The sequence below is a fragment of the Acidobacteriota bacterium genome (genome assembly GCA_028875725.1).
In the GTDB taxonomy this organism is placed as follows: domain Bacteria; phylum Acidobacteriota; class Thermoanaerobaculia; order Multivoradales; family Multivoraceae; genus Multivorans.
Genome location: JAPPCR010000005.1, coordinates 74,115 through 99,682, shown reverse-complemented (window position 1 = coordinate 99,682; position 25,568 = coordinate 74,115). Strand labels below are relative to the sequence as shown.

Genomic DNA, 25,568 nt, shown 5'->3' with positions numbered 1-25,568 from the left:
GGGGGGCGGGCGCTACGTGATGATCAGCAAGGTCGCCGAGCGCTACGACATCCATCCGCAGACCCTCCGGCTGTACGAGCGCGAGGGCCTGCTGGAGCCGCAGCGCAGCGACGGCAACACCCGCCTCTACGATGAGGACTCCCTGAACCGGCTCGAGTCGATCCTCACGCTGACCCGGGACATGGGGGTCAACCTGGCCGGAGTCGAGGTCATCCTTACGCTGCAGGAACGGCTGGCGCGGCTCGAGGCCGAGCGGGACCGGCTACTCTCGATCGTTGAACGCGACGCGGCGGACCGCCGCCGGGGTGTCCGGCGCCGGCACGCCCTGGTCTGGGTGCGAAGCGGCGCGCTGGTCAAGGTCGAGGACGAGGATTGAACGGGGAAGATTGCGAATTCTGCCAGGGGCGCGGCTGGATCGTCGACCTCGCCACCAACCGCGCGCGCCGCTGCACCTGTCACGCGACCCGCGTCCGCGGCCGCCGCGTCGACGACCTGGGCATTCCGCCCAAGTACCAGGGTTGCCGTCTGACGAACTTCCGGCTCGCCGGGGACGTGGGCGACCAGCTCCTCACCGCGCGCCGCGACTGCGACCAGTACATCGAGGAGTTCATGGAGCTCGACGGATCGCTGAACGAAGCCGGACTGGTGTTCATCGGCCCGAGCGGCCGGGGCAAGACGCACCTTGCCGTGGCCGTGCTGATCGAGCTGGCCGAGCAGTACGGCGTCGGCGGCCGCTTCGTCGACTTCACCAGCCTGGTCGCCGACATCCAGGCAACCTTCCAGCCCGACGCTCCGCGGAACCAGGCCGACCTGCTGCGTCCGCTCCAGGAGGCGGAGGTGGTCGTCGTCGACGAGCTCGGCGCGCGACGGCCCTCGCCCTTCGTCTCCGACACCCTGTACCTGCTGATCAACGGCCGCTACATGGCCCGCCGGCCGACCCTGTTCACGAGCAACTACTACCTGACGTCCGAGGCCGACGGCGACAACGCCGAGGCCGCTGCCCGTACCCTGGCCGGCCGCGTCCCCGCCAGCCTGATCAGCCGCCTCCACCAGATGGCGAAGCCGATTCTCATCGACGCCGTCGGCGACTACCGGCACGAGTTGCAGGCGCACCAGCATCGGTAACACCCGTCTCGCGGCATCGGCCGGAGGGGGGAGGGTCCCAGCGGACGCTCACGCCTTCTCGGAGTCTGGGGGTTGGGCGCCGGTGCGTCGGCCTTCCGACCGGCATCCGGACGTATTTCCAATAACGTATGGAACAGGCGATGGGAGTACGCGGGTCACAGACCGTCAAGCGGTACCTGACCAACCTTGGGCTGGTCGCCGTGGCCTGTCTGCTGCTGGCGACGGCGTCGGCAGTGCATCCCGGTGCGGCGACGTCTCCTCCGTCGATCGTTCTGCCGGAGGAGATTCGGCTGGGGCTGGCCACGGACCTCGAGCGGGTCGAGGTTGCCTGCTGCGACGGGCCTTCGTGGCTAGCGGACGATGCGGGCCGGCGGTACGAGGTTGCCGGTTCCTTTGAGGTGCTGGCGGCGCCGGGGACGGCGAGCCCGGGAGTCCATCGCCTGCAGGTGGCGGCGTTGAGGGATCGGGTGCAGGCGGAGAAGCTGGCCGGCCGGCTGGCGGATCTGCTCGATCAGCGGGCTGACTCGGTGCTCGACGCGGGCACCGGCCTGTACCGGGTCCGGGTGGGACGCTTCGCTGACCGGGAGGCGGCGGAGCAGGCTCGCGGCCGCCTTCATGTCGAAGGGTTCGACGACGTCTGGATCACCATCGAGGGCCAGGTTCTGGAGGAGCCGGGCTTCGAGGTCGACGGGATCGGCAGGGTTGTCGGACGGAGGCTGCGGCTCGAGTCGGCCGACGGTGTCGTTCGCATCCTCGGTCGCCGTTACCGGGGAGCGCTCGAGGTCTTCCTGAGCGATCGAGCCGGACTGAATGTCGTCAACGCGGCGCCGCTCGAGGACTACCTGCGCGGCGTCGTACCGGTCGAGCTCGGTCCGGACCTGTACCCGGAGCTCGAGGCGATCAAGGCGCAGGCCGTGGCCGCGCGCACTTACGCGGTAAAGCGCCTGGGCGAGTTCGAAGAGGAGGGGTACGACCTCTGCGCCACGCCGCTGTGCCAGGTCTACGGCGGCCTGGAGGTTGAGCACCCCGTCTCGGACCGCGCGATCGCGGCGACCGGCGGCGAGATCCTGCTTCGTGACGGAGCGCTTCAGGAGGCTCTGTTCACGGCGAGTTGCGGCGGCAGCACGGAGCTCGTCGATCACGTCTTCCCTCTTCTGGCGGGCGGGGGCCCCATGGCAACGGCCTGTGTCGAAGGGGGAGTCGTGACCCTGGGGGGCGGCGCCGAGGGCTCGCCCGCAAGGCACCTGTTGAGGTCGGTCGGCGTTCGAAGTGTGCGCGAGAGACGGGTCGATGAGCGACTGGACCGCGCCCGTTCCGGCGGCGATCTGGAAGTTGTCGAAGGGAGCCTGGGCGGCCTCGACGGCGGCTGGCTCGACCTGCGCCAGCAGGGTCGCCGCCGGCTGGTGCCGTTGGCAGCCGAGTCGGCTCTGTTGGTGACCGAGGTTCCGCTTGGGACGCCCCCTGGCGAGCTCGGCGTCCCGGCACCGTCCCTGACGGCCGCGCCGGGCGACCGGCTGCGCGTCTACCTGGTCCGCGGCCAGGTGGTGCTGGTCGTTCACGAGACGCCGAGGCTTGGAGATCAGCCGAAAGCGGAACCGTGGTCGCTCTGGCGTTCCCACGGTTCACTGCGCGCCGCGGTCGAGAAGCGTTTCCCCGGCCTGGGGCTCAGGTCCATGAGAGTGCTCGAGCGCGGCGTCTCGGGTCGGGTGGCCCGCATCGACCTGATCGGTGAAAAGGGCACGGTGGAACTCCAGGGTCTGGCCATCCGCTGGCTGCTCGACATCCCCGAACACCTCGTCCGGGTGACCGCCGAAGCGGGCGACGGCGGCGTTCCCGGCTGGCGCTTCGCCGGCCGCGGCCGCGGCCATGGCGTCGGCATGTGCCAGGTCGGCGCGTACCTCATGGCGCAGCGCGGTTTGACCTACCGGGAGATCCTCTGGCACTACTACGGCGCGGTCGAGATCGGCAGTTTCTCATCGTGAGCGTCGATCGGACTGCCGACGCCTGGCTGGACGACCCCGAGCCCTGGCGCGAGACCCGGCGGCTGGGCCGGGCTCTGACCGCGATCGAGGGCGGCGTGGATACGCAGGCCCTCGCGAGGACGGCCTGGCGGCGCGCCGGCCGCGCGATGACGATCGGCCTGACCGGACCGCCCGGAGTCGGCAAGAGCACCTTGACGGCCGCTCTGGCCCGGGAACTTCGGCAACGGGGGGACCCGGTGGCGGTGCTCGCCTTCGATCCGACCAGCCCGCTGACCGGCGGCGCCGTGCTCGGCGACCGGGTGCGGATGTCCGACCTGGAAACCGATCCGGCCGTCTTCATCCGCTCGATGGCCTCGCGCGGCGCCGGCGGGGGACTGGCGCAGGCCGCTGCCGCGGCGACCGACCTGCTCGATGCCGCGGGCTTTCCCTGGATTCTGGTGGAGACCGTGGGGACCGGGCAGGCCCAGACCGCCATTCGCCGGAACTCGGACCTGGTGGTCCTGGTGACGGCGCCCGGTCTGGGCGACGGCGTTCAGGCGATCAAGAGCGGGACGATGGAGATCGCGGACGTGTTCGTCGTCAACAAGAGCGATCTGCCGGGCGCCGCCGCCGCTCGGCGGTCGATCGTGGAGATGCTCGACCTGGCGGACGGAGCCGGTGGCGAGCCGCCGGCTGTGCTGCCAACCGTGGCGCGGACGGACGAAGGCGCGGCGGAGGTCCTGGACGCGGTGTCCGCGTGTTTCGAACGGCTGCGGGCCGGAGGCGAGATTCGCGACCGGCGGGCGGCCCGCCTGCGGCGCCGGGTGCTCGACCTGTACCGCGCCGAGGTCCTGCGGCTCGCCATGTGTTCGATCGACGACGACCGGTTCGCGCGGACGCTCCTCGCGGCCAGCGCTTCGAAGGCGCTGGACGGGGAGGCCGATTCGCAGCAGAATCGGGCGCCGCTGGAAGCCGGGCCGGCCAGCGATCCCCGTGATCCGGTCGATCCCTACGATCTGGCGGACCGGTTGGTCGGCGAGTTCGTCGGCGGATTCCGGCAACACCGAGGCGCATAGCAATGATCACGGGTCTGGACCATGTCGCGATCGCCGTCCCTTCCATCGAAGAGGCGAGAGCGTTCTACGAGAAGCTGGGCTTGGAGATCGCTGCGATCGAGGTGGTCGAGCACGAAGGAGTGCGGGTAGCGATGATCCCCTGCGGCGGCACGCGGATCGAACTCCTGGAGCCGCTGTCGAACGATTCTCCGGTGGGGCGCTTCCTCGAGCGCCGCGGCCCGGGCATACACCACCTCTGCATGCGGAGCGACGACGTTCACGAGGACGACGGGAAGCTGCGGGAGGACGGCCTGTCTCTCCTGCGCGAGCGGCCCGGCCCCGGCGCCGAGGGCGCCACGGTTCAGTTCGTCCACCCGAAGAGCGCCGGCGGCGTGCTGCTGGAACTGTCGGAGCCGGCGCGGTGACGGGTCGTCTGATTCTCGAGGACGGTTCCGTCTTTCACGGCGAGAGCCTGGTCGAGGGCAGCCGCTTCGCGGAGGTCGTCTTCAACACGTCGATGACGGGCTACCAGGAGATCCTGACGGACCCCTCCTATCGGGGTCAGATCGTGATCATGACCCAGCCTCACATTGGCAACTACGGGACGTACGACGACGCGGAGGAGTCGCACCGGATCTGGGTGGAAGGGTTCGTCGTCCGCGAGTTCACGGCCCGCCGCTCGGGACTGGGCGATGGCGAGCTGGGCGCTTACCTGAACGCGGCGGGCGTGCCGGCGCTCGCGGGCATCGACACGCGGGCCGCGGTGCGGCGCCTGCGCGACCACGGCGCCATGCGGGGGTTGATCACGAGTTGCGACCGGCCGGACGCCGAGCTGGTCGAGGAAGTGCGGCGGCAGCCGACGATGGAGGGGCGGGCCCTGGTCGACGAGGTGACCTGCGAGGCGCCGTACGAGCTCGAGCCGGAGGGCGAGGAGAAGGTCCGCCTGGCGGTGTACGACTTCGGCGTCAAGCGGAACATCCTTCGCTCGCTGGTCCGGCAGGGCGCCCGGGTCGTCGTGCTGCCGGCGCGCACGCCGGCTCGCGAGTGCCTCGCCCTGGAGGTCGACGGCGTGGTGCTCTCGAACGGACCGGGAGACCCGGAACCGCTCCAGGAGATCATCGGCGAGGTGCGGGAATTGATCGACTCCAGGACGCCGCTGTTCGGTATCTGTCTCGGCCACCAGCTCCTGGGTCTGGCGCTGGGCGGCACGACGTTCAAGCTGAAGTTCGGGCATCACGGCGGCAACCAGCCGGTCCGGGACGAGGAGACCGGCGAGGTTTCCATCACGAGCCAGAACCATGGCTTCGCGCTCGCCGGCGACAGCCTTCCCGACGACTGCCAGGTGGCGGCGATCAATCTGAACGATGGAACGGTAGAGGCCTTCAAGGCGACCGGACGGCCGATCTTCTCGGTCCAGTACCACCCGGAGGCGGCGCCGGGGCCGCACGACGCCGCGCGACTGTTTGGGGAGTTCCTCGACGTCTGTGGTTGATGCCCACGAGTCGGGCGCTTCGGCGCGGGGCCGCCGGGTGGTCTGGTGGATCGCCGCGCGCTACCTGCTCGGGGGACGAAGCCGGCTTCTGACGGGAACGGCGAGGTCGGCCCTCGGGTCGACCGGTCTGGGTGTGGCGGCGATGGTTGTCTCGATGGCGCTGATGAGCGGTTACACGGGCTCCGTCGAGACGCGGCTGCTTCAGAGCGGGCCTCTGGTCGTCACGCCCCTGGGTGAAGCCGCGGGGGATCTCGCCGCGGCCGACGAAACGGCGGGTCGACTGCGACGGCTGCCCGGAGTGGAGCGGGTCGGCGTCACGCTGGCCGGTCAGGGCGCGCTGGCGAGCGGGACGAATCCGGCCGGCGTGGACGTCTGGTTCCGGGGCGTCCTGCCGGGGGCTTCCTCCTTCGGGGCCGGCGACGAAGAACTTGGACGGAACGCCGACGGCATCGACGCGATCGTGCTCGGCCGCCAGCTCGAGCGGACGCTTGGCGCGGCGCGCGGGGACCTGCTGCGCCTGACGGCGATCGTGGGTTCATCCTCGGGCCAGCCGCGCTTCGCCTACCGCACGCTCCGGGTCGCCGGGGCCTTCGAGACCGGGTTCTCCGAGTACGACCGGAGGTACGCCGTCCTCCACCGGGACGCAGTCGAGGCCCTCGGCGCGGTCGGAGTGGTCCTGGAAGTGGCGACGTCGCCGGGCGCCGACCCGTCGGTCGTGCACGGGAGAATCGAGGAGTTGGTGGGCGGCGATGCGCTGGTCACCGACTGGCGCCGGGGCAACCGGGAGATCTTCGCGGCGCTTCGGCTGCAGAAGTGGGGCCTGTTCCTGGTGCTGGGCCTGATCGTGCTGGTGTCGACCTTCAACATCGCCGCTGCGCTGGTCGTCATGGTGCGGGAGCGGGGCAGGGACACGGCGGTGCTCGGGGCGCTGGGGCTTGGCCCGCGACGGCTCAGACGAGTGTTCCTGGCCTGCGGGTTGAGTCTGGGCGCCGCGGGCACCGGCCTCGGTCTGCTGCTCGGTTCGCTGGTCAGCGTGATCATCACCCGCTACGAACTCGTACGGTTCGATCCTGGCGTGGCGGAGATCTACTTCATCAGCAGCGTTCCGTTCGACGTGCGGCCGCTGGACCTGCTGGCCGTGGCCGGCTTCAGCCTCCTCGTCGTCGGGCTCGCGTGCTGGTGGCCTGCCCGGCTGGCGGCGTCGCTCGAGCCGGCGCGGGCTCTCCACTGGGAGTAGCCGAACCGGCCGCCGAAGCCGCCGGCCAGACGTGGAAGGAGGGGCTGCTGGAAAGCAACCCCTCCCGGGTGTGAATCGCGTCTCAGTCAGCCCGTGGCCGCTGAGCGGAAGTTGAGGGTTTAGGGCAGGTCCGGACTGTGTCCGGGGGTGGGTTGCAGTTTCGCTGGACGCGGACGCGTCCAGTCGCGACCCGGTGGGTGACGGCACGGGAGCCAGGGCGCGAAGTCGATTGGCCGGTTGCCGATCGATCCTTGCCTGTGGTTCGGTGCCGCCTCTGACAAGAAGTATACGCGACCCGGCGCCAAAGTGTTTCCTCCGCGTCGTGTTTTCGGTACGCGCCGCGATCCGGGAACGCGTCCGGTTTGCCTGTACACTCCGCGCGCTCATGCCGAAGCGGACGGACATCGAGTCGATCCTGATCTTCGGCTCGGGGCCCATCGTCATAGGCCAGGCGTGCGAGTTCGACTACTCCGGCACCCAGGCCTGCCGTGTCCTGCGCCGGGAGGGCTACCGGGTCATCCTCGTCAACTCGAACCCGGCGACGATCATGACGGATCCGGAGATCGCGGACGCGACCTACGTCGAGCCCCTCGTGCCCGACGTGGCGATGAAGATCATCGAGCGCGAGCGGCCGGACGCGCTGCTGCCGACCGTCGGCGGCCAGACCGGGATCAACCTGACCCTGGCGCTGGAAGAGTCCGGCGCGCTCGAGGAGTCCGGGATGAAGCTGCTCGGCGCGGGGATCGAGGCTCTGCGCCTGGGTGAGGACCGCCTGCTCTTCAAGCGGGCCATGGTGGAGGCCGGTCTCGAGGTGCCGGAGAGCGGTATCGCGAGCACGCTTGAGGACGCGCGGAGGATCATCGACCGCCTGGGCTTCCCGGTCATCGTCCGGCCGAGCTTCACGCTGGGAGGCGAGGGCGGCGGCGTCGTGTTCAACCGCGACGAGATCGACGACGTGATCGTCCGCGCCCTGCAGGCGAGTCCGGCCTCGACCGCCCTGATCGAGCAGTCGGTTCTGGGCTGGAAGGAGTTCGAGCTCGAAGTGATGCGCGACGTGGCCGACAACGCGATCGTCGTCTGTTCGGTCGAGAACGTCGATCCGATGGGCGTGCACACGGGCGACTCGATCACTGTGGCGCCGCAGCAGACGCTGTCCGATCCCGAGTACCAGGACATGCGCGACGACGCCTTCACCGTGATCCGGAAGGTGGGCGTCGCGACCGGGGGCTCGAACATCCAGTTCGCGGTAGAGCAGGGCAGCGGGCGGCGCGTCGTGATCGAGATGAACCCGAGGGTGTCGCGAAGTTCGGCCCTGGCGTCCAAGGCCACCGGTTTCCCGATCGCCAAGATCGCCGCGCAACTGGCGGTCGGCTACACCCTGGACGAGATCTCGAACGACATCACGGGAAAGACCTACGCGGCCTTCGAGCCGACCCTCGACTACACAGTCGTCAAGATCCCGCGCTGGGCGTTCGAGAAGTTCGAGCGCACCGCCGGCACCCTGGGCACGTCGATGAAGTCGGTGGGCGAGGTGATGGCGATCGGCGGGAACTTCCGCGAGGCGCTGATGAAGGGTCTCTCCGGCCTGGAACTGGAGGCGGCGTGGCCGCGCCAGGAGGAGCTCGTCAGCGATCCGGTCGGTCTACGACGGCGGCTCAGCACGCCCAACTGGCAGCGCCTCTTCGGGGTCTTCGCCGCACTGCGCCAGGGCTGGACGGTCGACGAGGTGGCCGCGGCCTCGGACATCGACCAGTGGTTCCTGCGCGAGATCCGGACGGTCGTGGAGATCGAAGCGGAACTCGCCTGCTGGGACCTCGAATCCGCTCCGGACGAGCTGCTCCGCCGGGCCCGGCTGAGCGGGTTGAGCGATCAGCGGGTCGCCTCGCTGTTCGGAAGCGGGGAGGACCTGGTGGCCCGCGAGATCACGAAGCGGGGGCTCGACCGCGTCTTCAAGCGCGTCGACACCTGCGCCGCCGAGTTCGTGGCGGTCACCCCGTACCTCTACTCGACGCCCGGGGTGGAGGACGAGGCCCTGCCCACCGAGCGCCGGAAGGTGATGATCCTGGGCTCCGGGCCGAACCGGATCGGCCAGGGGATCGAGTTCGACTACTGCTGCGTTCACGCCGTCTTCGCCCTCCGGCGGGCCGGCTACGAGACGATCATGGTGAACTGCAACCCGGAAACCGTCTCGACGGACTACGACACCTCGGACCGGCTCTACTTCGAGCCGCTGACGTTCGAGCACGTGATGGCGATCTATCGCCGCGAGCAGCCGCTGGGCGCGATCGTCCAGCTCGGCGGCCAGACTCCGCTCAAGCTTGCCCACAGCCTCGAGGCCGCGGGCGTCTCCATTCTGGGCACGTCGCCGGAGGCGATCGACCTCGCCGAGGACCGCCGGCGCTTCGGCGATCTCCTGGCGGAGGAGGACATCCTGGTGCCGGCCAACGGCTCCGCGGTGTCGCTCGACGAGGCCTGCCGGGTGGCGGACGAGATCGGCTATCCCGTCGTCGTGCGGCCGAGCTACGTGCTCGGCGGCCGGGCGATGTCGATCTGCTACGACCAGCCGACGCTGATCAACTACATGCGCCGTGCCGCCGACGTCTCGCCGGGGCGGCCGGTGCTGCTCGACCGCTTTCTCGAGGACGCCTTCGAGGTCGACGTCGACCTGGTGGCGGACGGGGAGCGGGCGGTCGTCTGCGGCATCATGCAGCACATTGAGGAGGCCGGCATCCACTCCGGCGATTCGGCGGCGGTGCTGCCGCCCTACCGGGTGGACGAGGGGGACCTCGACAAGATGCGCGACATCGCCACGCGGCTGGCCCTGAGGCTGGGCGTCGTCGGCCTGATGAACGTGCAGTTCGCGATCTACGACGGAGAGGTCTACGTGCTGGAGGTGAATCCCCGGGCCTCGCGGACGGTGCCCTTCATCGCCAAGGCGGTCGGCCTGCCGCTGGTGCAGATCGCCACCCGGGTCATGGTCGGGGAGACCCTGGAGGAGATCGGTCTCGTCGAGGAACCCCCGGTTGACCGCTTCTTCGTCAAGGCGCCGGTCTTCCCGTTCGACCGCTTCCCGGGCGTCGATCCGGTCCTGGGTCCGGAGATGAAGTCGACCGGCGAGGTGATGGGTATCGGCCGCAGCTTCGGCAGCGCCTTCGCCAAGGCCTGGCTGGGCGCCGGTCACGCGCTGCCCGACAGCGGCGCCGCCTTCCTGTCGGTCAACGACCGGGACAAGCCGGCGCTGCTGCGAGTCGCCGAGCGCCTGCGGGACCTCGGCTTCGAACTTCTGTGCACCGCCGGCACCGCCTCGTTCCTCAGCGAGCGGGGCATCGAGACACAGCGCGTGAACAAGGTGGCCGAAGGACGGCCGCACGTGGTCGACTACCTGATCAACGGCGAGGTCGGCCTGATCGTGAACACGCCGCTGGGCGGCGAGTCGTACAAGGACGACATGGAGATCCGCACGACCGCGCTCAAGTTCGACATCCCGTGCGTGACGACGATCTCGGGGGCGATGGCCGCGGTGGACGCCATCGAGGCGCTGCGCGAGAGCCTGCTGCAGGTGACCGCGCTCCAGGATCTCGGCTCGGCGCCGGTGACCGAAGCCGCGGTCGCGTCGTCCGCGGCGCGTTGACCCGGCTTCAGCCGCGGCGGATGCGCTCGACCTCGCTCTCCAGGCGCTCGGCGAGACGCCGCAGCTCGACGCGGTAGTTCTCTTCCTCCTCGAGCCGCTTGGCCGGGTCCGCGGCGAGGTTTTTGCGGTGGAGGATCTCGAGTTCGGCCACCTTCGCCTGGTGGCGGCTGCGGGCGTCTTCGATCCGCCGCCGCTGGTCTTCGTCCAGGGCGTCCTGCCGGGGCGCCGCGATGCCCCGGTTCTCGAGCTTCTCGAGCGCCCTCTCGTAGGCCGACTTCACCGGCTCACCCCTCGTATCGCAGGCTCATTTTTCGTACTCGCCCCAGACCGTGCGCAGGCGATCCGAGATCTCGCCGAGCGTTGCGCGCCGCCGGACGCAGTCGAGGATGCGGGGAACCAGGTTGTCTTCGCCCGCTGCCGCCTGCCGCAGCCGGTCGAGGGCGGCCGTCGCCGCACTCGCGTCGCGTTGCTCGCGGACCTTTCGGACCCGCTCGACCTGCCGGGCTTCGGCGGCCGGGTCGACGGCGAGGAACGTCGCCTCCTCGTCTTCCTCCTGGGTGTAGGCGTTGACGCCGACGATCACCTCGTCCCTGGCCTCGACCGCCAACTGGTGGCGGTAGGCGGCGTTGGCGATTTCGTTTTGCTGGTAGCCCGACTCGATCGCCTGGGCGGCGCCGCCGAGCTCTTCGATCTGCTCGATCATGCTGCGGGCCTTGGCCGCGAGTTCCCCGGTGAGCGCCTCGATCGCCCACGAGCCGCCGAGCGGATCGGCGACGTCGGCGACCCCCGTCTCGTGAGCCACGATCTGCTGGCTGCGCAGCGCCACCCGCGCGGAGGTCTCGGTCGGCAGACCGAGGGCTTCGTCGGCCCCGTTCGTGTGCAGCGACTGGGTGCCTCCGCAGACGGCGGCCAACGCCTGAATCGCGACCCGGGCGACGTTGTTCTCGGGTTGCTGCGCGGTCAGGGTCGAGCCGCCGGTCTGGGTATGGAAGCGCAGCCAGCAAGAGCGTTCGTTGCGCGGTTCGTAGCGCTCGCGGACGAGCTCGGCCCAGAGGCGGCGGGCGGCCCGGAACTTGGCGACTTCCTCGAGGAAGTTGTTGTGGGCGTTGAAGAAGAAGGAGAGCCGCGGGGCGAAGCTGTCGATCTCGAGCCCGCGCGCCAGCACCAGGTCCACGTAGCAGAGGGCGTTGGCGAGGGTGAAGGCGATCTCCTGGGCGGCGGTGGAGCCCGCTTCGCGGATGTGGTAACCCGAGATCGAAACGGGATTCCAGCGCGGAACGTGCTCGGAGCAGAAGACGATCAGGTCGGTGACCAGGCGCAGGGAGTGGGGCGGCGGGTAGATGTGGGTGCCGCGGGCGATGTACTCCTTCAGGATGTCGTTCTGGACCGTACCGCCGACGTTTCCCCAGGGCGTACCCTGCTCCTCCGCGACCGCCAGATACATGGAGAGGAGGATCGACGCCGTCGAGTTGATCGTCATCGAGGTCGTGACCTGACCGAGCGGGATGCCGTCGAACAGGGTCCTCATGTCCTCGACGCTGTCGATCGCGACACCGACGCGCCCCACCTCGCCGCGGGCGGCCCGGGCATCCGAGTCGTAGCCGATCTGGGTAGGGAGATCGAAGGCCACCGAGAGGCCGGTCGTGCCCTGCTCCAGGAGGTAGCGGTACCGGCGGTTCGACTCGGTGGCGCTGGCGTAGCCGGCGTACTGGCGCATCGTCCACAGTCGCTTGCGGTACATGTCCTGGTAGAGGCCGCGCGTGAACGGGAACTCGCCGGGCGCGGCTTGAGCCCCGTTCTCCCCCGGCAGGTCGTCCGGCTCAAAGAACGGCGGCAGATCGATACCCGAACTCGTGGCGCGGTTCCTGGTCACGGCAGAGGAGCTTATCGCCGCCTCGAATCCGCAGGATCCAGTGCTTCTCTCCGAAGGTGCTCCGCATTTATCGATTAGGCGCTATAGACGGATGAATGCCCATATCTAGTGGCCACCGGAGGCTCCTGGCGCTACATGAAGTGGTTTTTGCGGCGATTCTGCTTGCGCCGAAGGGGCGTTCTGAGCTACAGTTCGGCATTCACCGCTTATGCGCACGGGACCGCGTCGGGACCGTGTCGACCAGGGAGGGAGCAGATGTCGGTCAATGGTTCACGCGCTCACGAAGGCGGTCAGGGCAGGGTTCTGGAGGCGGCGCAAGCCGGCGGCCGGCAGGTGGTAGCCGCGCCCGCTGCGGCCGGCGCCGCGCTCCCTGCGGAGACCCGGAGCGCGGCGGCCACGGCATCGAGCCCGGCGGGCCTGACCATCGAGCGCCGCTACACCGAAGCCGGCGTCCACCCCTTCGACAGGGTCGAATGGGACGTCCGCGACGCGGTCATCGCGAACGAGAAGGGCGAGACCGTGTTCGAGCAGCACGGCGTCGAGGTGCCCAAGGCGTGGTCGCAGACGGCCACGAACGTGGTCGTATCGAAGTACTTCCGCGGCCAGTTGGGCACTCCCGAGCGCGAGTCCAGCGCGCGGCAGTTGATCTCGCGCGTGGCCGACCGCATCGCCGACTGGGGCCGTGAGGGGGGCTACTTCTCCACCGAGGCGGACGCCGGGTCGTTCCATGCCGAGCTCACTCACATCCTCGTGCACCAGTACGCCTGCTTCAACTCGCCGGTGTGGTTCAACGTCGGGATCGAGGAGCACCCCCAATGCTCGGCGTGCTTCATCAATTCCGTCGAGGACACGATGCAGTCCATCCTCGGTCTCGCCAAGACGGAGGGGATGCTGTTCAAGTTCGGCTCCGGCACCGGCAGCAATCTCTCGTCTCTTCGTTCCTCGGCCGAGACCCTGGCCGGTGGAGGCACGGCCTCCGGCCCGGTTTCCTTCATGCGCGGCTTCGACGCCTTCGCCGGCGTGATCAAGAGCGGCGGGAAGACCAGGCGCGCCGCGAAGATGGTCATCCTGGACGCCGATCACCCCGACATCGTCGAGTTCATCCGCTGCAAGGAAGTCGAGGAGCGCAAGGCCTGGGCGCTGATCGAAGCCGGCTACGACGCGGGCTTCAACGTCGCCGGCGGCGCCTACGACTCGATCTTCTACCAGAACGCGAACCACTCCGTGCGCGCCACCGACCAGTTCATGCAGGCGGTGGTCGAAGACCGCGAGTGGACGACGACCGCCGTCACCGACGGCCGGCCGATGGACACGCTCCGGGCGGCGGAACTGCTGGACATGATCGCCGAGTCGACCTGGGTGTGCGGCGATCCGGGCATGCAGTTCGACAGCACGATCAACCACTGGCACACCTGCCCGAACACGGACCGGATCAACGCCAGCAACCCGTGCAGCGAGTACATGTTCCTGGACGACACCGCCTGCAACCTGGCGTCGCTCAACCTGATGCGCTTCTACGACCCGGCCACGGGGTTCGACACCGCGTCGTTCCGGCACACTTGCGAGATCATCATCACGGCGCAGGAGATCATCGTCGACAACGCGAGCTATCCGACGCCGAAGATCGGGGAGAACTCCCACGCCTACCGGCCGCTCGGCATCGGCTACGCGAATCTCGGCGCCCTGCTGATGGCGCGGGGCCTGCCCTACGACTCGGCTGCCGGCCGCGACTACGCCGGTGCGGTGACCGCCCTGATGTCGGGTGCGTCCTACCTGCAGTCGACGCGGATCGCCGCGATCAAGGGCCCGTTCGAGGGCTACGAGGCGAACCGCCAGCCGATGCTGCAGGTCATGCGCAACCATCGGGCCGCGCTCAAGGAGGTCGATCCGGCGCACGTGCCGCTCGAGCTGTTGAACGCGGCCAAGAAGTCCTGGGACGGCGTGGTCGAGGAGGGCGAGCGGAACGGTATCCGCAACAGTCAGATCTCGGTGCTGGCCCCGACCGGCACGATCGCGTTCATGATGGACTGCGACACGACCGGAGTCGAGCCCGACATCGCGCTGGTCAAGTACAAGAAGCTGGTCGGCGGCGGGATGATCAAGATCGTCAACCGCACCGTTCCTCTGGCCCTGGAGCGGCTCGGCTACGAGAAGTCGGAGATCCAGCAGATCGTCGAGTACATCGACGACCACGACACGATCGAGGGCGCGCCCCATCTCGCGGATGAGCACCTGGCGGTGTTCGACTGCGCCTTCAAGCCGGCGAACGGCTCGCGGTCGATCCACCACATGGGGCACCTCCGCATGCTGGCGGCGGCCCAGCCGTTCATCTCGGGGGCGATCAGCAAGACGATCAACATGCCGGAGGAATCGACTTCGGAGGAGATCCGGGACGCCTACATCGAGGGCTGGAAGCTCGGTCTCAAGGCGGTCGCCATCTACCGCGACGGCTGCAAGCGCTCACAACCGCTGTCGACGACGAAGGACGCCGGCGACGACCTGGAGGCCGAAGTCGCGGCGAGGGCCGCGGCCGGCATCACGCGCCGCCGCTTGCCGGACGAGCGGCAGGCCATCACCCACAAGTTCTCGATCAACGGCCACGAGGGCTTCCTCACCGTCGGCCTGTACGAGGACGGCCAGCCCGGCGAGGTCTTCCTGCTGATGGCCAAGGAGGGGTCGACCATTTCGGGTCTGATGGACTCCTTCGCTCAGGCGGTGTCCGTGGCGCTGCAGTACGGGGTGCCGCTTCAGATCCTCGTCGACAAGTTCACCCACAGCCGCTTCGAGCCGTCGGGATTCACGAAGAACCCCGAGATTCCGATGGCCAAGTCCGTCATGGACTACGTCTTCCGGTGGCTGGCGTCGAAGTTTCTGTCGCGCGAGGCGCAGGAGGTCGCGGGCGTGATCCAGCGGTCGGAGCCGGCGGTGCGGGCAGGGTCACCGGCGGACGTGGAACCCGCGGAGGCGGAGAACGGCGCCGAGGCGCCCGCCCGGGAGGGCGGCAACCTCGCTCCGGTGACGTTTCTCCTGCAGCAGGACGCGCCGTCGTGCCACGACTGCGGCTCGATCATGGTGCGGAACGGCAGTTGCTACAAGTGCATGAACTGCGGTTCCACCAGCGGCTGCAGCTGATCCGGGCCGGCTGCTAGTCTGCCGGCATGACAAGACGGTTGGCGGTCGGCCTGCTGGTCGGCTTGGGCGTGGCCGGGGCGGTCCTCGTGGCGGTTTTCGGCTTCCTCGTGTCGAGCATCCTCGCGGGTGGCGAGCCGCCGGAGGTGTCGGAACTCGATCCGATCCTGACCAGCTTCCAGTTGGACACGCTGGACGGGTCGCGGCTGGGTCCGCCGGACTTGCGGGGCGACGTCGTCGTGGTCGACATGTGGGCGTCCTGGTGCAAGCCCTGCGTTGTCCAGGCGGAGATCCTCGAGCGGCTGCGCGAGGAGTACGCCGGCCGGGGTGTGTCCTTCCTCGCCCTGAACAGCGGGGAGGACCTGGAAACGGTCCGCGGCTACGTCGAGAAGACACCGTTCAGCTACCCGGTGCTCCTGGACCCCGAAGACGAGGTGATGGGCGCCGCGGGACTCTACGCCCTGCCGACCCTCCTGGTGCTGGACCCTCGGGGCGACGTCTCCTACATCTCGATCGGCATCACCGGGGCCAGCGTGGTTCGCAACGCGATCGAGGAGGCGCTCGCGTCCGCGACCGGCTGAGGCCCGGGGCAGGCAGCGGTTCCCGCGAACCGGGAGGGCCATCGCGTCGTGATCAACATCCGCAACCTCTCGATCAAGTGCGGCTACTGCAACACCTACCAGACGCTCTGCGCCTACCGCCCTCGCGACGACTGGAACGTCTACGTCTACGAGTGCGAGAACGATGTCTGCGACCCGGAACGCAGCCGGACTCTGGTCGAAGTGCCGCGCGAGCTCGATGAGTTCGCGCGCCGGGATCCGGCCTGGGAACACGGGCGGCGCCACACCGGCGGCGGCCACGGCCACGACCACGACCACGACTGAGCCGACTCCCCGGAAGCGGCCCCTGTCGGCCGAACGCCTGGAAGCGCTGGCGGCCCTTGCCGGCATCAATCGCCTTGAACTGACCATCGAGAAGCTCGTGCTCGGCGGCGACGGCCTCGCGCGGTGGCGCGGGATGCCGGTCTTCGTCCCGCGGGCCGCCCCTGGCGATGTGGTCGAGGTCAGGATCACCGAGCGCCGCCCGAGCTACGCCCGCGCGGAGATCGAAGAGGTGAAGACCCCGGGGCCGCTGCGGCGAGAGGCGCCGTGTCCGTTCTACGAGCGTTGCGGCGGCTGCCAGCTCCAGCACATCGAGGACGCGGCGCAGTTGGGACTGAAGGCGGCGGCTGCAAGGGAGACGTTGCGCCGGCTGGGCGGCATCGACCCGGCCCAGCTTGCCGCGTGCCGCCTCGAGGAGCCGGTCGGCGAGAGGACGTGGGGTTACCGGCTGCGCACTCAGGTCCACCTTGCCAGACGTTCGGAGGGGGACGCGCGTTCCGAGGGGTCCGTCGGCGTCGGTTTCCGGCGGCGTCGCAGTCACGACCTGGTCCTCGTCGACCGCTGCCCGGTGCTCGCTCCGGCTCTCGAGAACGAGCTGCGCGGTTTGTCCTCGCTGCCTGGCGACCCGGCTGCCGCTTCGAAGAAGCTGCCGAGCCGCCTGAGTCTGGCGGCGGCCGGCCTGGAGCCGGACAGCCCGGTCGTGGCGGCGCCGCCTGTTGACGGACTGCCGGGCGGCGATGTCGAGATCGACCTGCTGGGCAGGAAGCTCAGCTACGACGCCCGTTGCTTCTTCCAGGCCCACGGCGGGCTCCTGGAGTCGCTGCTGCTGTCGGCAGTCGGGCCCTTCGAGGGCGACGCCGCCGTGGAGCTCTACGCCGGCGTAGGCTTCTTCACCGCTGGACTCGCCGACCGGTACGGGTCCGTCACGGCCGTGGAAGGCGAGTCGGTGGCCGCCCGCTACGCGCGGAACAACCTGCGCCGCAACGGTCTTCGCCACTGCCGCGTCGAACGGTCGGCGGTCGAGAGCTGGGTCGACCGGCGGCGCGGCGGTCCCGGTCTGGAATCCGGCCTCGACCGGGTGCTGGTCGATCCGCCCCGCGGCGGCCTGGCGCGAAAGGTCCGCAGCGCCCTCCTGAACGCGGCGCCTCGCCGCCTGACCTACGTCTCCTGCGACCCCGCCACTCTCGCCCGCGACCTCGGCGACCTGACCCGCGACTTCGACCTCGAGTCCATCTCCTTCTTCGACGTCTTCCCGCAGACGGCCCACATCGAAACCGTGGCGCAGTTGCGACGGCGTCGGTGATACCCGTTCGCGTCGGCTGGGGCTGACTACTCCTCCACCCACGGCGCACCGTTCAGATGCACCTGGTAGTGGTTCGCCAGGCCGGCCTTCCTGTGCCGGGATGCGGCCTGGAACTCGGGGTTCATCGTCATCTCGATGAAGGCCCGGCGGGTTGGAAAGACCATGATGGCCGCGACATGCCACTGGGGGTCGGAGGGCCCGATCATCACCTGATCGACCATTGTGGTGAACGCTACGTGGCCTCCCAGGTCGGCAAGAACCTGGCCCGCGGCGGCTACGTATCGCTGGAAGGCCTCCTGGCCGGAGACTTCGGCTGCTTCGGTGCCGTACTCCTCGTCGCCGGGAACGTACCGCGCGCGGTCGTTGAACTGGAAGAGGTTGAGCGCGGCAACGGGGGCCTCGGGATCGAGTCCACGGAGGGTCGTTACCTGGCTTTCGTCAGGATCGAACTGCGTCTTCAAAGCGATGCTCCTGCAGGTCGCGCCGGTAGCTGGCGCCCTGGCCCCGGGTTTCAGCCACGATGACTTCGAGTGTTTCCACGCGATCGTGAAGGGAGCCCCATCGGTCCGCCAGGCGTTGCCAGAGCAATCGGGCCAGCGCCTCGACGGTCACGTTCGCCACGGGCAGCAGGACGACCTCCGATGAGGGGAACTCGTATTGCCGCTGCCCGAAGGTCGCCGTCACGGTGTCACCTTGCCCGAGTTCAAGATGCGGGCACTCCGCCGGCAGCAGGACCTTCTCGTCCAGTGCCGCGCACTGCGCCCGGATATCCCGCTTCGCCGCGGCGACCGGCACCAGGAACTCGAGCCCGTCCACCCCGGACCCGCTCAGTTCCACGCTCACCCGGTAGTTGTGCCCATGAAGCGCCTCCGCCTCGTCCGCCGAAAACACGGTGAAGTGAGCCGCCGAGAACTTGAAGTCCTCTTTGCCGAGCTGCAACGAGTAGGTGCCGGACACGGCCCGATCGTAGCGTCCTGAGGAACCGGATGCCGGCAGACCGGCGCACCGACACCCAGCGATCTGGACAGCTCTGCTCTGGGGTCCCCACTATCCCCAGGCTGACGCGCAGTGATGCGCCATCAGCTTGGCCGATCGGCAACGACGACCCGTCCGCCCGGCGTTCCGGGGGAGGGTTCCCAGCGGGCTGGAGGCAAGTGACTTCCTCCGCCGGTCCAGTCACTGACGCCGATGTGAAGCGCCGCCGACCGAAGCGAGCGCCGTCCTTCCCACAACCCAGAGAGCGCGAGCGGCCGCTGGGAACCCTCCCCCGGAACGCCCCAGCGGACGGGTTCTTCCTCCGTCGCTGCGCCGCAGCCGTGTCGCTACAGCAGCTCGGCGACGGCGTGCTCGACTTCGCCGTTGTCGGGGAAGCGACCGAGCTCTTTCTTCGAGAAGACGGGGCGGCCGTCGAGGGCGACCTCGAAGACGCCGCCGCCGCCGTCGACGAGTTCGGTGTCGAGGTCGAACCGCTCCTTCAACTGAGCCGCCAGACCGGCGGCTCGGGGGCGGTAGTTTCACATCACGCAGTATTCGATCGTGACTCGGCTCATCGGATTCCGTCCCGGTTGTTGTCTGTGACTGCGAGCGACTACGGTAGCATGCGCCGATGCGAATGCTGGAGCCGGTCGAGCAGTTCTCGACCCACGAAGTTGGTCCGCGGAGGGACCTCGATCCGGAGCGGGTGGCCCGCCTCGCGGAGCGCGTCCGCGCGATGCTGATCGAGCTCGGTCTCGATCTCGACGACCCCAATCTGAAGACCACCCATGAGCGAGTGGCCCGCATGTACCTGGAGATGTTCCGGGGGATGGACCAGGGCACCAAGCCGCGGGTCACGACCTTTCCCAACGACGAGAACTACCAGGCGATGGTGATGGAGAAGGACATCCCGTTCTACTCCATGTGTTCCCACCATCTCGTGCCCTTCTACGGTCACGCGCACATCGCCTACGTTCCCGGCGACAAGATCCTGGGCCTGTCCAAGTTCGCGCGCATCCTGGAGTTCTACGCCAAGCGGCCGCAGCTCCAGGAGCGGCTCACCGAGCAGGTCGTGAGCTTCCTGGATGACGAACTGCGGGTCCGCGGCGCGATGGTCGTGATCGAGGCCCGGCACCTCTGCGTCGAGATGCGCGGGGTCGAGAAGTCCGGCGTCATGACGGTGACGTCGGCGCTTCGCGGCATCTTCCATGAACGCCCGATTCGGGAAGAGTTCCTGGACCTGCTGAAGGGACGGTGACGTGCGGCGGCTCGGCCTGGCTCTTGCGTTCGGCGTTCTGACCGCCGGCAGCGCCCAGGCCGCCGAGAGCCTCGAGCGGCTCCATCCGGACGACCTGATCAATCCTCTCCTGGGCCCCGGGTACACGAGCTGGCTGGTCGGCCCCGTGGGGCAGCTTGCCGACGAGGAGGAACGGACCCTCTATCTCCTTCTGGAGTCGGACGAGGAGGCCGCCGCCTTCGTCGACGAGTTCTGGAGCCGCCGCGACTCCGGTCTGCGGCGGCAGTTCGACCTCCGCGCGTCCGAGGCGGACAAGCGCTACTCGGAATCCGGCCGGCTCGGCCGGCGCACGGATCGTGGCATGGTCTACATCCTGTTCGGCGACCCGGAGAAGACGGAATGGGAGGAGCATCGCGACATCGATGACCCGGACGTCCAGCTCTGGACCTACGCGAAGAGCACCGCCAAGGGGCTCAACGGCAGGAAGCCGGCACGCCGCTACCGCTTCGCCCGCGACGGCGACATGATGCGCCTGTTCTCGAACGATCCGGCCGACCCGGACAACCGGCGTCGCCGGATGCTCCGCCGGATCCGCGAGCCCCCGCGCCGACCCTGGCGGTAGGGGGTCAGACCCGCGGCGTTCCGCCGCCGGCCGCTAGGGTTCACCGATCGAGTCGAAATCGAGCCGTTCCCCGGGGTTCACGGTGGAGTCGTCGCCGGGGAAGAGGAAGTCCCTCATGTGACTCGTGAGGGTGGCCTGCGCGGCCGGATCCATGAAGTTCAGGCGCAGTTCGTTGATCACCTTGATCTCCATCGCCGCCCACTCGTCCCAGCAGCCGGCGCAAACGCGCTTGGCGATCTCCTCACCCGTGGCGCCGGGCACGGGCGGCCCGGCGAGCGCGTCCCGTTTCCGGCCGCAGCGCGCGCAGATGATCACGGTCGTTCCCCGGGATCCTCGGAGCCGGCTGCCGCGATCTCATCCTGCGTGTCCCGGTACCGCTTCTTGATGCCCGCCTTCTGGCGGTTCCGGACGAGCCAGCGCAGCAGCCTCGATTCGTTGATGCCGACCACGAGGTCGTCGAGCGCCTCGTAGATCGCGGGGTCGTTGATCAGCCGGGCCGCGGTGCCGTCTCCCTCCGCGACCTGGTCCAGGGTCGAGTTCAACCGCTTGAGGAGTTGTTCGACTTCGGTGGTCAGCGATTCGCTCAGTTCCTCGTCGTTCAGGAGCCGGGGCAGGAGGCCGTCGGCCTCGCGCAGGTCGGCGGTGACTTCCCGGAGATCCGCGGCGGCAACCTGGGTGTCCGCCAGGGTCGTCTCGAAGCGGGCCTTCAGTTCACTGTCGCGGAGCAGCGCCGGCGCCAGCCCGTCGCCTTCTCGCAGGAGCCTCAGGGTCTCATCCAGCTCCTCGATCGAAGAGGCGATCCGGTCGCCCATCTCGCGGTCGGTGAGCAGGCGCCCGAGGACTCCGTCGCCGGCCTCCACCTGGCTGGTCAGGCGATCGATTGACTCCAGCGTGTGGATCACCGTGTCGGTGATCCGCTTGTCCTCGCGGCCGGCGACCAACTCGCCGAGCAGCCCCTCGCCGCGCTCCATGCGGGCGAGGATGTTCGACAGGGAACGGGCGGTCACGACCGCATGGTCGACCACGTCCGCGCCGCTGGCGATCAGTTCGTCGACGTCGGTCGGCAGGGCCGCCGGAATCTCCTCGCCGGGATTGAGGAGGACGGCTTCGGGCGAACCCGAGGTGATCTCGACGTACTTGTCGCCCAGAAGACCCAGGGTCTTGAGGCGCGCCAGGGAGTCTCGGCGCAGCCGGCCTGCATAGCGGCGCTCGACGCTGATCCGCACCTCCAGCAGTTCGCTGTCAGGGTCTTCGCTGAGCAGGATGCGGTCGACCCTGCCGACGGTCACGCCGTTCAGTTGGACGGGGTTCCCCTCGACCAGCCCCGCGGCGTTCGGGAACATGGTGCGGTAGCTGTTGGTGGGCGTGAACAGGGCGCTCTGCTCGCCGATCGCGAAGATGAATGCGGCCAGCGCGACGACGGCCGCGAGTACGGTCAGACCCACCCTGATTGTGTTCGAGTCACGCTGCATCGATGTCCTCCTGTGCGGGGCGGGGCCGACCCTCGAGGAACGCCCGGAGGGCGGGGTCGGTGCTTTGTTCCGCTTCCTCCCAGCAGCCGAGGAACCGGAACCGCCCGTCGTGAAGCAGTGCGAGGCGGTCGCCGACGTGGCGGGCCAGGCGAATGTCGTGCGTCACCACGACCGAAGTCGTTCCGAACTCGTCTTTGGTGTTCCTGATCAGACTGGAGATGGTCGCCGCGGTGACCGGGTCGAGCCCGGCGGTCGGCTCGTCGAACAGGACGACCTCGGGCTCCAGCACGAGCGAGCGGGCGAGCGCGACCCGTTTCTTCATGCCGCCGGAAAGCGCCGCGGGCATCCGATCCTCGATCCCCGACAGTCCGACCCACGCGAGCGCCGCGGCCACCCGCTCGCGAATCTCCTCCTCGCTCACGCGCTCGTGCTCGCGAATGGGAAAGGCGACATTCTCCAGGACGTCGAAGGAGTCGAACAGGGCGCCCGACTGAAACAGCATCGCGATCCGCCGGCGCACGGTGTACAACTCGCGCTCGGTCAACTGGACGAGGTCCGTACCCTCGAACAGCACTTCGCCGCCCTCGGCAGGGTCGAGTCCGTTGAGTTGCCGCAGCGTGAGGCTCTTGCCGGAGCCCGAACGGCCCAGCACGACCAGGCACTCGCCGCGCAGAACATCGAAACTCAGGTCGTCGAGCACGGCTCGCTCGCCGAAGCGCCGGCAGAGTCCGCGCACGACGTAAAGCGGTTCCCGCACCGCTTTCCGGCTGCCGGCGGGCCTAGACGAGGACATGGAACAACTTCGTCAGAAAGAAATCAGACACCAGCACCATGATGGAAGCCCAGACGACGGTGCGAGTGGTGGCATGCCCAACGCCTTCGGCGCCTCCGCTTGCGGTCAGGCCGTTGTGGCAGCCGATGATCGCAATGAAGCACGCGAAGAAGACCGACTTTCCAAGGCCGTTGAAGACGTCCTCCATGGTGAGGGTCTGCAGGACGTCGTTGACGTACAGGCCGACGGAGAGGTTCAACTGATTCACAGCGACGAACAGGCCGCCGAGAATGCCCAGCAGGTCGCCGAGGACGGTGAGCACGGGCAGCATGATGAGAGTTGCCGCGAGCTTCGGAACAACCAGCTTCTTTACGGGATCCGCGGCCATCGAGCGCATGGCGTCGACCTGCTCCGTGACCTTCATCGTGCCGAGTTCCGCGGTCATTCCGGATCCGATCCGGCCGCCGACGATGAGGGCCACGAGAACGGGTCCCAGTTCCCGGGTCAACGACTTGGAAACCACGCTGCCGATGTAGTACTTGACCCCGAGTTCAGGCAGGCTGTACGCGGTCTGAAGGGCCAGCACCATGCCGGTGAACAGAGTGGTCACCGAGGCGACGCCGAGGGAGCTGACGCCGAGGTGACCCATCTGATTCAGCCATGACCGGAACTCGTACGGGGGGCTGACGAGGGCGGAAATTCCGCGCGTAGTCAGTAGCCAGATGGCGCCTACCTCTCGCAAGGGCGCCTTGAAATCGATCAGAATCCTGTGTCCAGCCTGTTGCATCTGCCCCAAGGGAAGAGTCTGTTGGAGTCGCTCCTCGTGGCGGGTGCTTGGTGTAGCTTCTTCCAACCCACGGCACCGAGCAGAACCTTGTCGATCCAGAACCCCACGAACCTGCGCCGCACGACTCGGCGCAGCAAGTCTACGGCGAAAGCTCCCCGGGAAGGACGGGGTGGATGGTCGGTGGCGCTGGCCACCCTGACCGGGAACGTCTACCTGTTTCTGGGCAGCGCCGTGATGGGTGTCGCCGCGGCCGTCGCCTCCTGGTTCCCGGGCCGTGACTGGGCCGGAGTCCAGGCTCGTCTCTGGGCTCGGGGGTTGCTCCGGTCGAGCGGTGTCCGGCTCGAACTCCGCTACGCGGGGGGCAGCCACAGGGTCTGGCGGGAGGCCATCGGGGACCGACCCGTGGTCTACATGGCGAACCACCGGAGCCTGTACGACATCGGGGCCCTGCTGGCGACACTGGACCTGCCGGTCCGCTTCCTGGCCAAGCGCAGCCTGTTCCGTTTGCCGTTCTTCGGCTGGGGTCTCAGGGCGGCCGGTTTCGTCCCGGTGGACCGGGAGGACCGGAGTCGGGCCGGCGAGACGTTCGCGGCCGCCACGGAACGGTTGGCGTCCGGTGTGTCACTGGTCGTGTTCCCGGAAGAGACGCGCAGCTCCGGGCCGCGGATGAGGCCGTTTCAGCGGGGCGGGTTCCTGCTCGCGCTGAAGGGGCGAGCTCTGGTGGCGCCGGTGGGCATTCGCGGTACCGGCCGCATCCGGCGAAAGGGCGCTCTGACGGTCCGGCCTCAGGTCGTCGAGCTGTCCTTCGGCGAGGTCGTCGACCCGGCCGCCGTCGGGGTGCGGGGACGGCGGTCGTTCATGCTCGATGTGGAGCGGCAGGTGGGCCGGCTGGCGGGCCTCCGGACCGCCTCGGACACGGGAGAAACGGATGGCTGAAGCGATCGAGAGCAGGGTGCGGGAGTGCCTCCGGACCGTGACCTTCCCGGGGATGAAACGCGACATCGTGTCGTTCGGTTTCGTGCAGCGGGTCGCGGTCACCGGCGGCGACGTGGTCGTGGATCTGCGGGTGCCGACGCGGGACCCGGAGGCCGCCACGGAGATCAGACGGCGCATCGTCGATGCCGTGGGGAACCTCGACGGCGTATCCGGCGTCCAGGTCTCGCTCGAGGTGGCCACCGCGCCGGCGCCGGCAACGGCTCGTGACCCCTCGCTGCTGCCGGGGGTGTCCCATGTGGTCGCGGTGGCCAGCGGCAAGGGAGGCGTGGGCAAGTCGACGGTGGCGACCAACCTGAGCGCCGCGATGGCGGCTCTGGGCCTGCGGGTCGGGCTGCTCGACGCGGACATCTACGGTCCGTCCATCCCCCTGATGTTCGGCATCAACCGCCGCCCGGAGATCGTGAACGGGAAGATCCAGCCCTTCGAGCGCCACGGCGTGCGCGTCATGTCGCTCGGGTTCCTTCTCGATCCGGACACGCCCGTGATCTGGCGGGGCCCCATGGTGATGAAGGCGCTGGGCCAGTTGCTCGGCGACGTGGACTGGGGCCGGCTCGACTACCTGCTGCTCGACCTGCCGCCCGGCACCGGAGACGCGGCGCTGACACTGTCGCAGAAGTTGCCCCTGTCCGGCGCGGTCATCGTCTCGACGCCGCAGGACGTCGCGCTGATCGATGCCCGCAAGGGGCTCGCCATGTTCCGCAAGGTCGAGGTGCCGGTGCTGGGGATGGTCGAGAACATGTCGACGTTCGTCTGCCCTCACTGCGGCGAGACGACGGACGTCTTCAAACGCGGCGGCGTCGAGCGGACGGCCGAGTTGCTCGACTGCGAGGTTCTTGGAGCGATTCCGTTGGACGGCGCACTGGTCCGGGGCAGCGACGACGGGTTGCCGATCGTGGTCTCCGACGCCGGCGGCTCCCACGCGGCGATCTTCCGCGGCATCGCGGCGGCGGTCGAGCGGCGGCTGCTGGAGGTGGCCTCCGAACGGCCGACTCTGACGATCGTCTAGGGATCCGGCTTTCG

The 25,568-nt window shown here is 68.8% G+C and carries 25 protein-coding genes; 16 read left to right on the top strand and 9 right to left on the bottom strand.

The genetic code is table 11. The features are described from left to right. Positions 1-19: 19 nt before the first annotated feature. From OXI49_00630 to carB, 8 genes are all read left to right on the top strand, one after another. Positions 20-376 (top strand): MerR family transcriptional regulator, encoded by a 357-nt coding sequence (locus OXI49_00630; GenBank protein MDE2688997.1) that lies wholly within the window; start codon positions 20-22, stop codon positions 374-376. Further along, a complete protein-coding gene (locus OXI49_00625) occupies positions 373-1,125 on the top strand; it encodes an ATP-binding protein (protein ID MDE2688996.1) in 753 nt (250 codons plus the stop codon). Before OXI49_00630 ends, OXI49_00625 begins: the two co-directional genes overlap by 4 nt. Positions 1,126-1,265: 140 nt before the next feature. Continuing rightward, complete coding sequence (locus OXI49_00620; protein MDE2688995.1) at positions 1,266-3,107, top strand: SpoIID/LytB domain-containing protein; 1,842 nt, start codon at positions 1,266-1,268, stop codon at positions 3,105-3,107. Next, positions 3,104-4,162: a methylmalonyl Co-A mutase-associated GTPase MeaB gene (meaB, locus tag OXI49_00615; protein ID MDE2688994.1), complete on the top strand. Its 1,059-nt coding sequence runs from the start codon at positions 3,104-3,106 to the stop codon at positions 4,160-4,162. The genes OXI49_00620 and meaB overlap by 4 nt, the downstream gene beginning before the upstream one ends. 2 nt (positions 4,163-4,164) lie before the next feature. Further along, positions 4,165-4,566 carry a methylmalonyl-CoA epimerase gene (gene mce / locus OXI49_00610; GenBank protein MDE2688993.1) on the top strand — a complete coding sequence of 134 codons (402 nt, stop codon included), beginning with the start codon at positions 4,165-4,167 and terminating at the stop codon, positions 4,564-4,566. Continuing rightward, complete coding sequence (carA, locus tag OXI49_00605) at positions 4,563-5,633, top strand: glutamine-hydrolyzing carbamoyl-phosphate synthase small subunit (protein ID MDE2688992.1); 1,071 nt, start codon at positions 4,563-4,565, stop codon at positions 5,631-5,633. Before mce ends, carA begins: the two co-directional genes overlap by 4 nt. Continuing rightward, the gene (locus OXI49_00600; protein ID MDE2688991.1) at positions 5,626-6,870 is read left to right on the top strand and encodes an FtsX-like permease family protein; all 1,245 of its coding nucleotides are present in this window, start codon (positions 5,626-5,628) and stop codon (positions 6,868-6,870) included. Before carA ends, OXI49_00600 begins: the two co-directional genes overlap by 8 nt. Before the next feature lie 385 nt (positions 6,871-7,255). Next, the gene (gene carB / locus OXI49_00595; protein MDE2688990.1) at positions 7,256-10,501 is read left to right on the top strand and encodes a carbamoyl-phosphate synthase large subunit; all 3,246 of its coding nucleotides are present in this window, start codon (positions 7,256-7,258) and stop codon (positions 10,499-10,501) included. Between the two features lie 7 nt (positions 10,502-10,508). Here carB and OXI49_00590 read toward each other — a convergent pair whose 3' ends face one another. Together OXI49_00590 and OXI49_00585 are read right to left on the bottom strand one after the other, a co-directional pair. Further along, on the bottom strand, positions 10,509-10,781 hold the full coding sequence (locus OXI49_00590) for a hypothetical protein (GenBank protein ID MDE2688989.1): 273 nt from the start codon (positions 10,779-10,781) through the stop codon (positions 10,509-10,511). 24 nt (positions 10,782-10,805) lie between these two features. After that, positions 10,806-12,374 carry a methylmalonyl-CoA mutase family protein gene (locus OXI49_00585; protein MDE2688988.1) on the bottom strand — a complete coding sequence of 523 codons (1,569 nt, stop codon included), beginning with the start codon at positions 12,372-12,374 and terminating at the stop codon, positions 10,806-10,808. Positions 12,375-12,629: 255 nt separating this feature from the next. Here OXI49_00585 and OXI49_00580 point away from each other — a divergent pair, with 255 nt between their 5' ends. Genes OXI49_00580 through OXI49_00565 form a run of 4 tightly spaced genes read left to right on the top strand, consistent with a single transcriptional unit; the run spans position 12,630 to position 17,687 of the window. Further along, a complete protein-coding gene (locus OXI49_00580) occupies positions 12,630-15,506 on the top strand; it encodes a vitamin B12-dependent ribonucleotide reductase (protein ID MDE2688987.1) in 2,877 nt (958 codons plus the stop codon). A 26-nt stretch (positions 15,507-15,532) separates the two neighbouring features. Continuing rightward, positions 15,533-16,084, top strand: a complete 552-nt coding sequence (locus OXI49_00575; protein MDE2688986.1) for a TlpA disulfide reductase family protein — start codon at positions 15,533-15,535, stop codon at positions 16,082-16,084. A 48-nt stretch (positions 16,085-16,132) separates the two neighbouring features. Next, complete coding sequence (locus tag OXI49_00570) at positions 16,133-16,387, top strand: hypothetical protein (GenBank protein ID MDE2688985.1); 255 nt, start codon at positions 16,133-16,135, stop codon at positions 16,385-16,387. Next, positions 16,302-17,687 (top strand): TRAM domain-containing protein, encoded by a 1,386-nt coding sequence (locus OXI49_00565; GenBank protein ID MDE2688984.1) that lies wholly within the window; start codon positions 16,302-16,304, stop codon positions 17,685-17,687. The genes OXI49_00570 and OXI49_00565 overlap by 86 nt, the downstream gene beginning before the upstream one ends. Positions 17,688-17,713: 26 nt before the next feature. Here the strand turns inward: OXI49_00565 and OXI49_00560 are convergent, their stop codons facing one another. From OXI49_00560 to OXI49_00550, 3 genes are all read right to left on the bottom strand, one after another. Continuing rightward, on the bottom strand, positions 17,714-18,148 hold the full coding sequence (locus tag OXI49_00560) for a DUF1330 domain-containing protein (protein ID MDE2688983.1): 435 nt from the start codon (positions 18,146-18,148) through the stop codon (positions 17,714-17,716). Beyond that, entirely contained in the window at positions 18,126-18,644 is a 519-nt protein-coding gene (locus OXI49_00555; GenBank protein ID MDE2688982.1) for a 6-carboxytetrahydropterin synthase, read from the bottom strand. Before OXI49_00555 ends, OXI49_00560 begins: the two co-directional genes overlap by 23 nt. 365 nt (positions 18,645-19,009) lie before the next feature. Next, positions 19,010-19,237, bottom strand: coding sequence for a SelT/SelW/SelH family (seleno)protein (locus OXI49_00550; protein MDE2688981.1), 228 nt, complete (start codon positions 19,235-19,237; stop codon positions 19,010-19,012). Between the two features lie 56 nt (positions 19,238-19,293). On the opposite strand from OXI49_00550, the gene folE reads away from it, so the two are divergent. After that, positions 19,294-19,920, top strand: coding sequence for a GTP cyclohydrolase I FolE (folE, locus tag OXI49_00545; GenBank protein ID MDE2688980.1), 627 nt, complete (start codon positions 19,294-19,296; stop codon positions 19,918-19,920). A 1-nt stretch (position 19,921) separates the two neighbouring features. Further along, a complete protein-coding gene (locus OXI49_00540) occupies positions 19,922-20,521 on the top strand; it encodes a GWxTD domain-containing protein (GenBank protein ID MDE2688979.1) in 600 nt (199 codons plus the stop codon). A 33-nt stretch (positions 20,522-20,554) separates the two neighbouring features. Here the strand turns inward: OXI49_00540 and OXI49_00535 are convergent, their stop codons facing one another. The 4 genes from OXI49_00535 to OXI49_00520 are packed head-to-tail and all read right to left on the bottom strand — an operon-like array spanning position 20,555 to position 23,507. Then, positions 20,555-20,836, bottom strand: a complete 282-nt coding sequence (locus OXI49_00535) for a Fe(2+)-trafficking protein (GenBank protein ID MDE2688978.1) — start codon at positions 20,834-20,836, stop codon at positions 20,555-20,557. Then, complete coding sequence (locus OXI49_00530; protein ID MDE2688977.1) at positions 20,833-21,993, bottom strand: MlaD family protein; 1,161 nt, start codon at positions 21,991-21,993, stop codon at positions 20,833-20,835. The genes OXI49_00535 and OXI49_00530 overlap by 4 nt, the downstream gene beginning before the upstream one ends. Then, positions 21,983-22,786 (bottom strand): ATP-binding cassette domain-containing protein, encoded by an 804-nt coding sequence (locus OXI49_00525; GenBank protein ID MDE2688976.1) that lies wholly within the window; start codon positions 22,784-22,786, stop codon positions 21,983-21,985. The genes OXI49_00530 and OXI49_00525 overlap by 11 nt, the downstream gene beginning before the upstream one ends. Beyond that, positions 22,773-23,507 carry an ABC transporter permease gene (locus OXI49_00520; GenBank protein ID MDE2688975.1) on the bottom strand — a complete coding sequence of 245 codons (735 nt, stop codon included), beginning with the start codon at positions 23,505-23,507 and terminating at the stop codon, positions 22,773-22,775. Before OXI49_00520 ends, OXI49_00525 begins: the two co-directional genes overlap by 14 nt. 225 nt (positions 23,508-23,732) lie before the next feature. Between OXI49_00520 and OXI49_00515 the strand changes: the two genes are divergently transcribed. Next, on the top strand, positions 23,733-24,488 hold the full coding sequence (locus OXI49_00515) for a lysophospholipid acyltransferase family protein (GenBank protein ID MDE2688974.1): 756 nt from the start codon (positions 23,733-23,735) through the stop codon (positions 24,486-24,488). Continuing rightward, entirely contained in the window at positions 24,481-25,554 is a 1,074-nt protein-coding gene (locus OXI49_00510) for an Mrp/NBP35 family ATP-binding protein (protein MDE2688973.1), read from the top strand. The genes OXI49_00515 and OXI49_00510 overlap by 8 nt, the downstream gene beginning before the upstream one ends. Positions 25,555-25,568 lie beyond the last annotated feature (14 nt).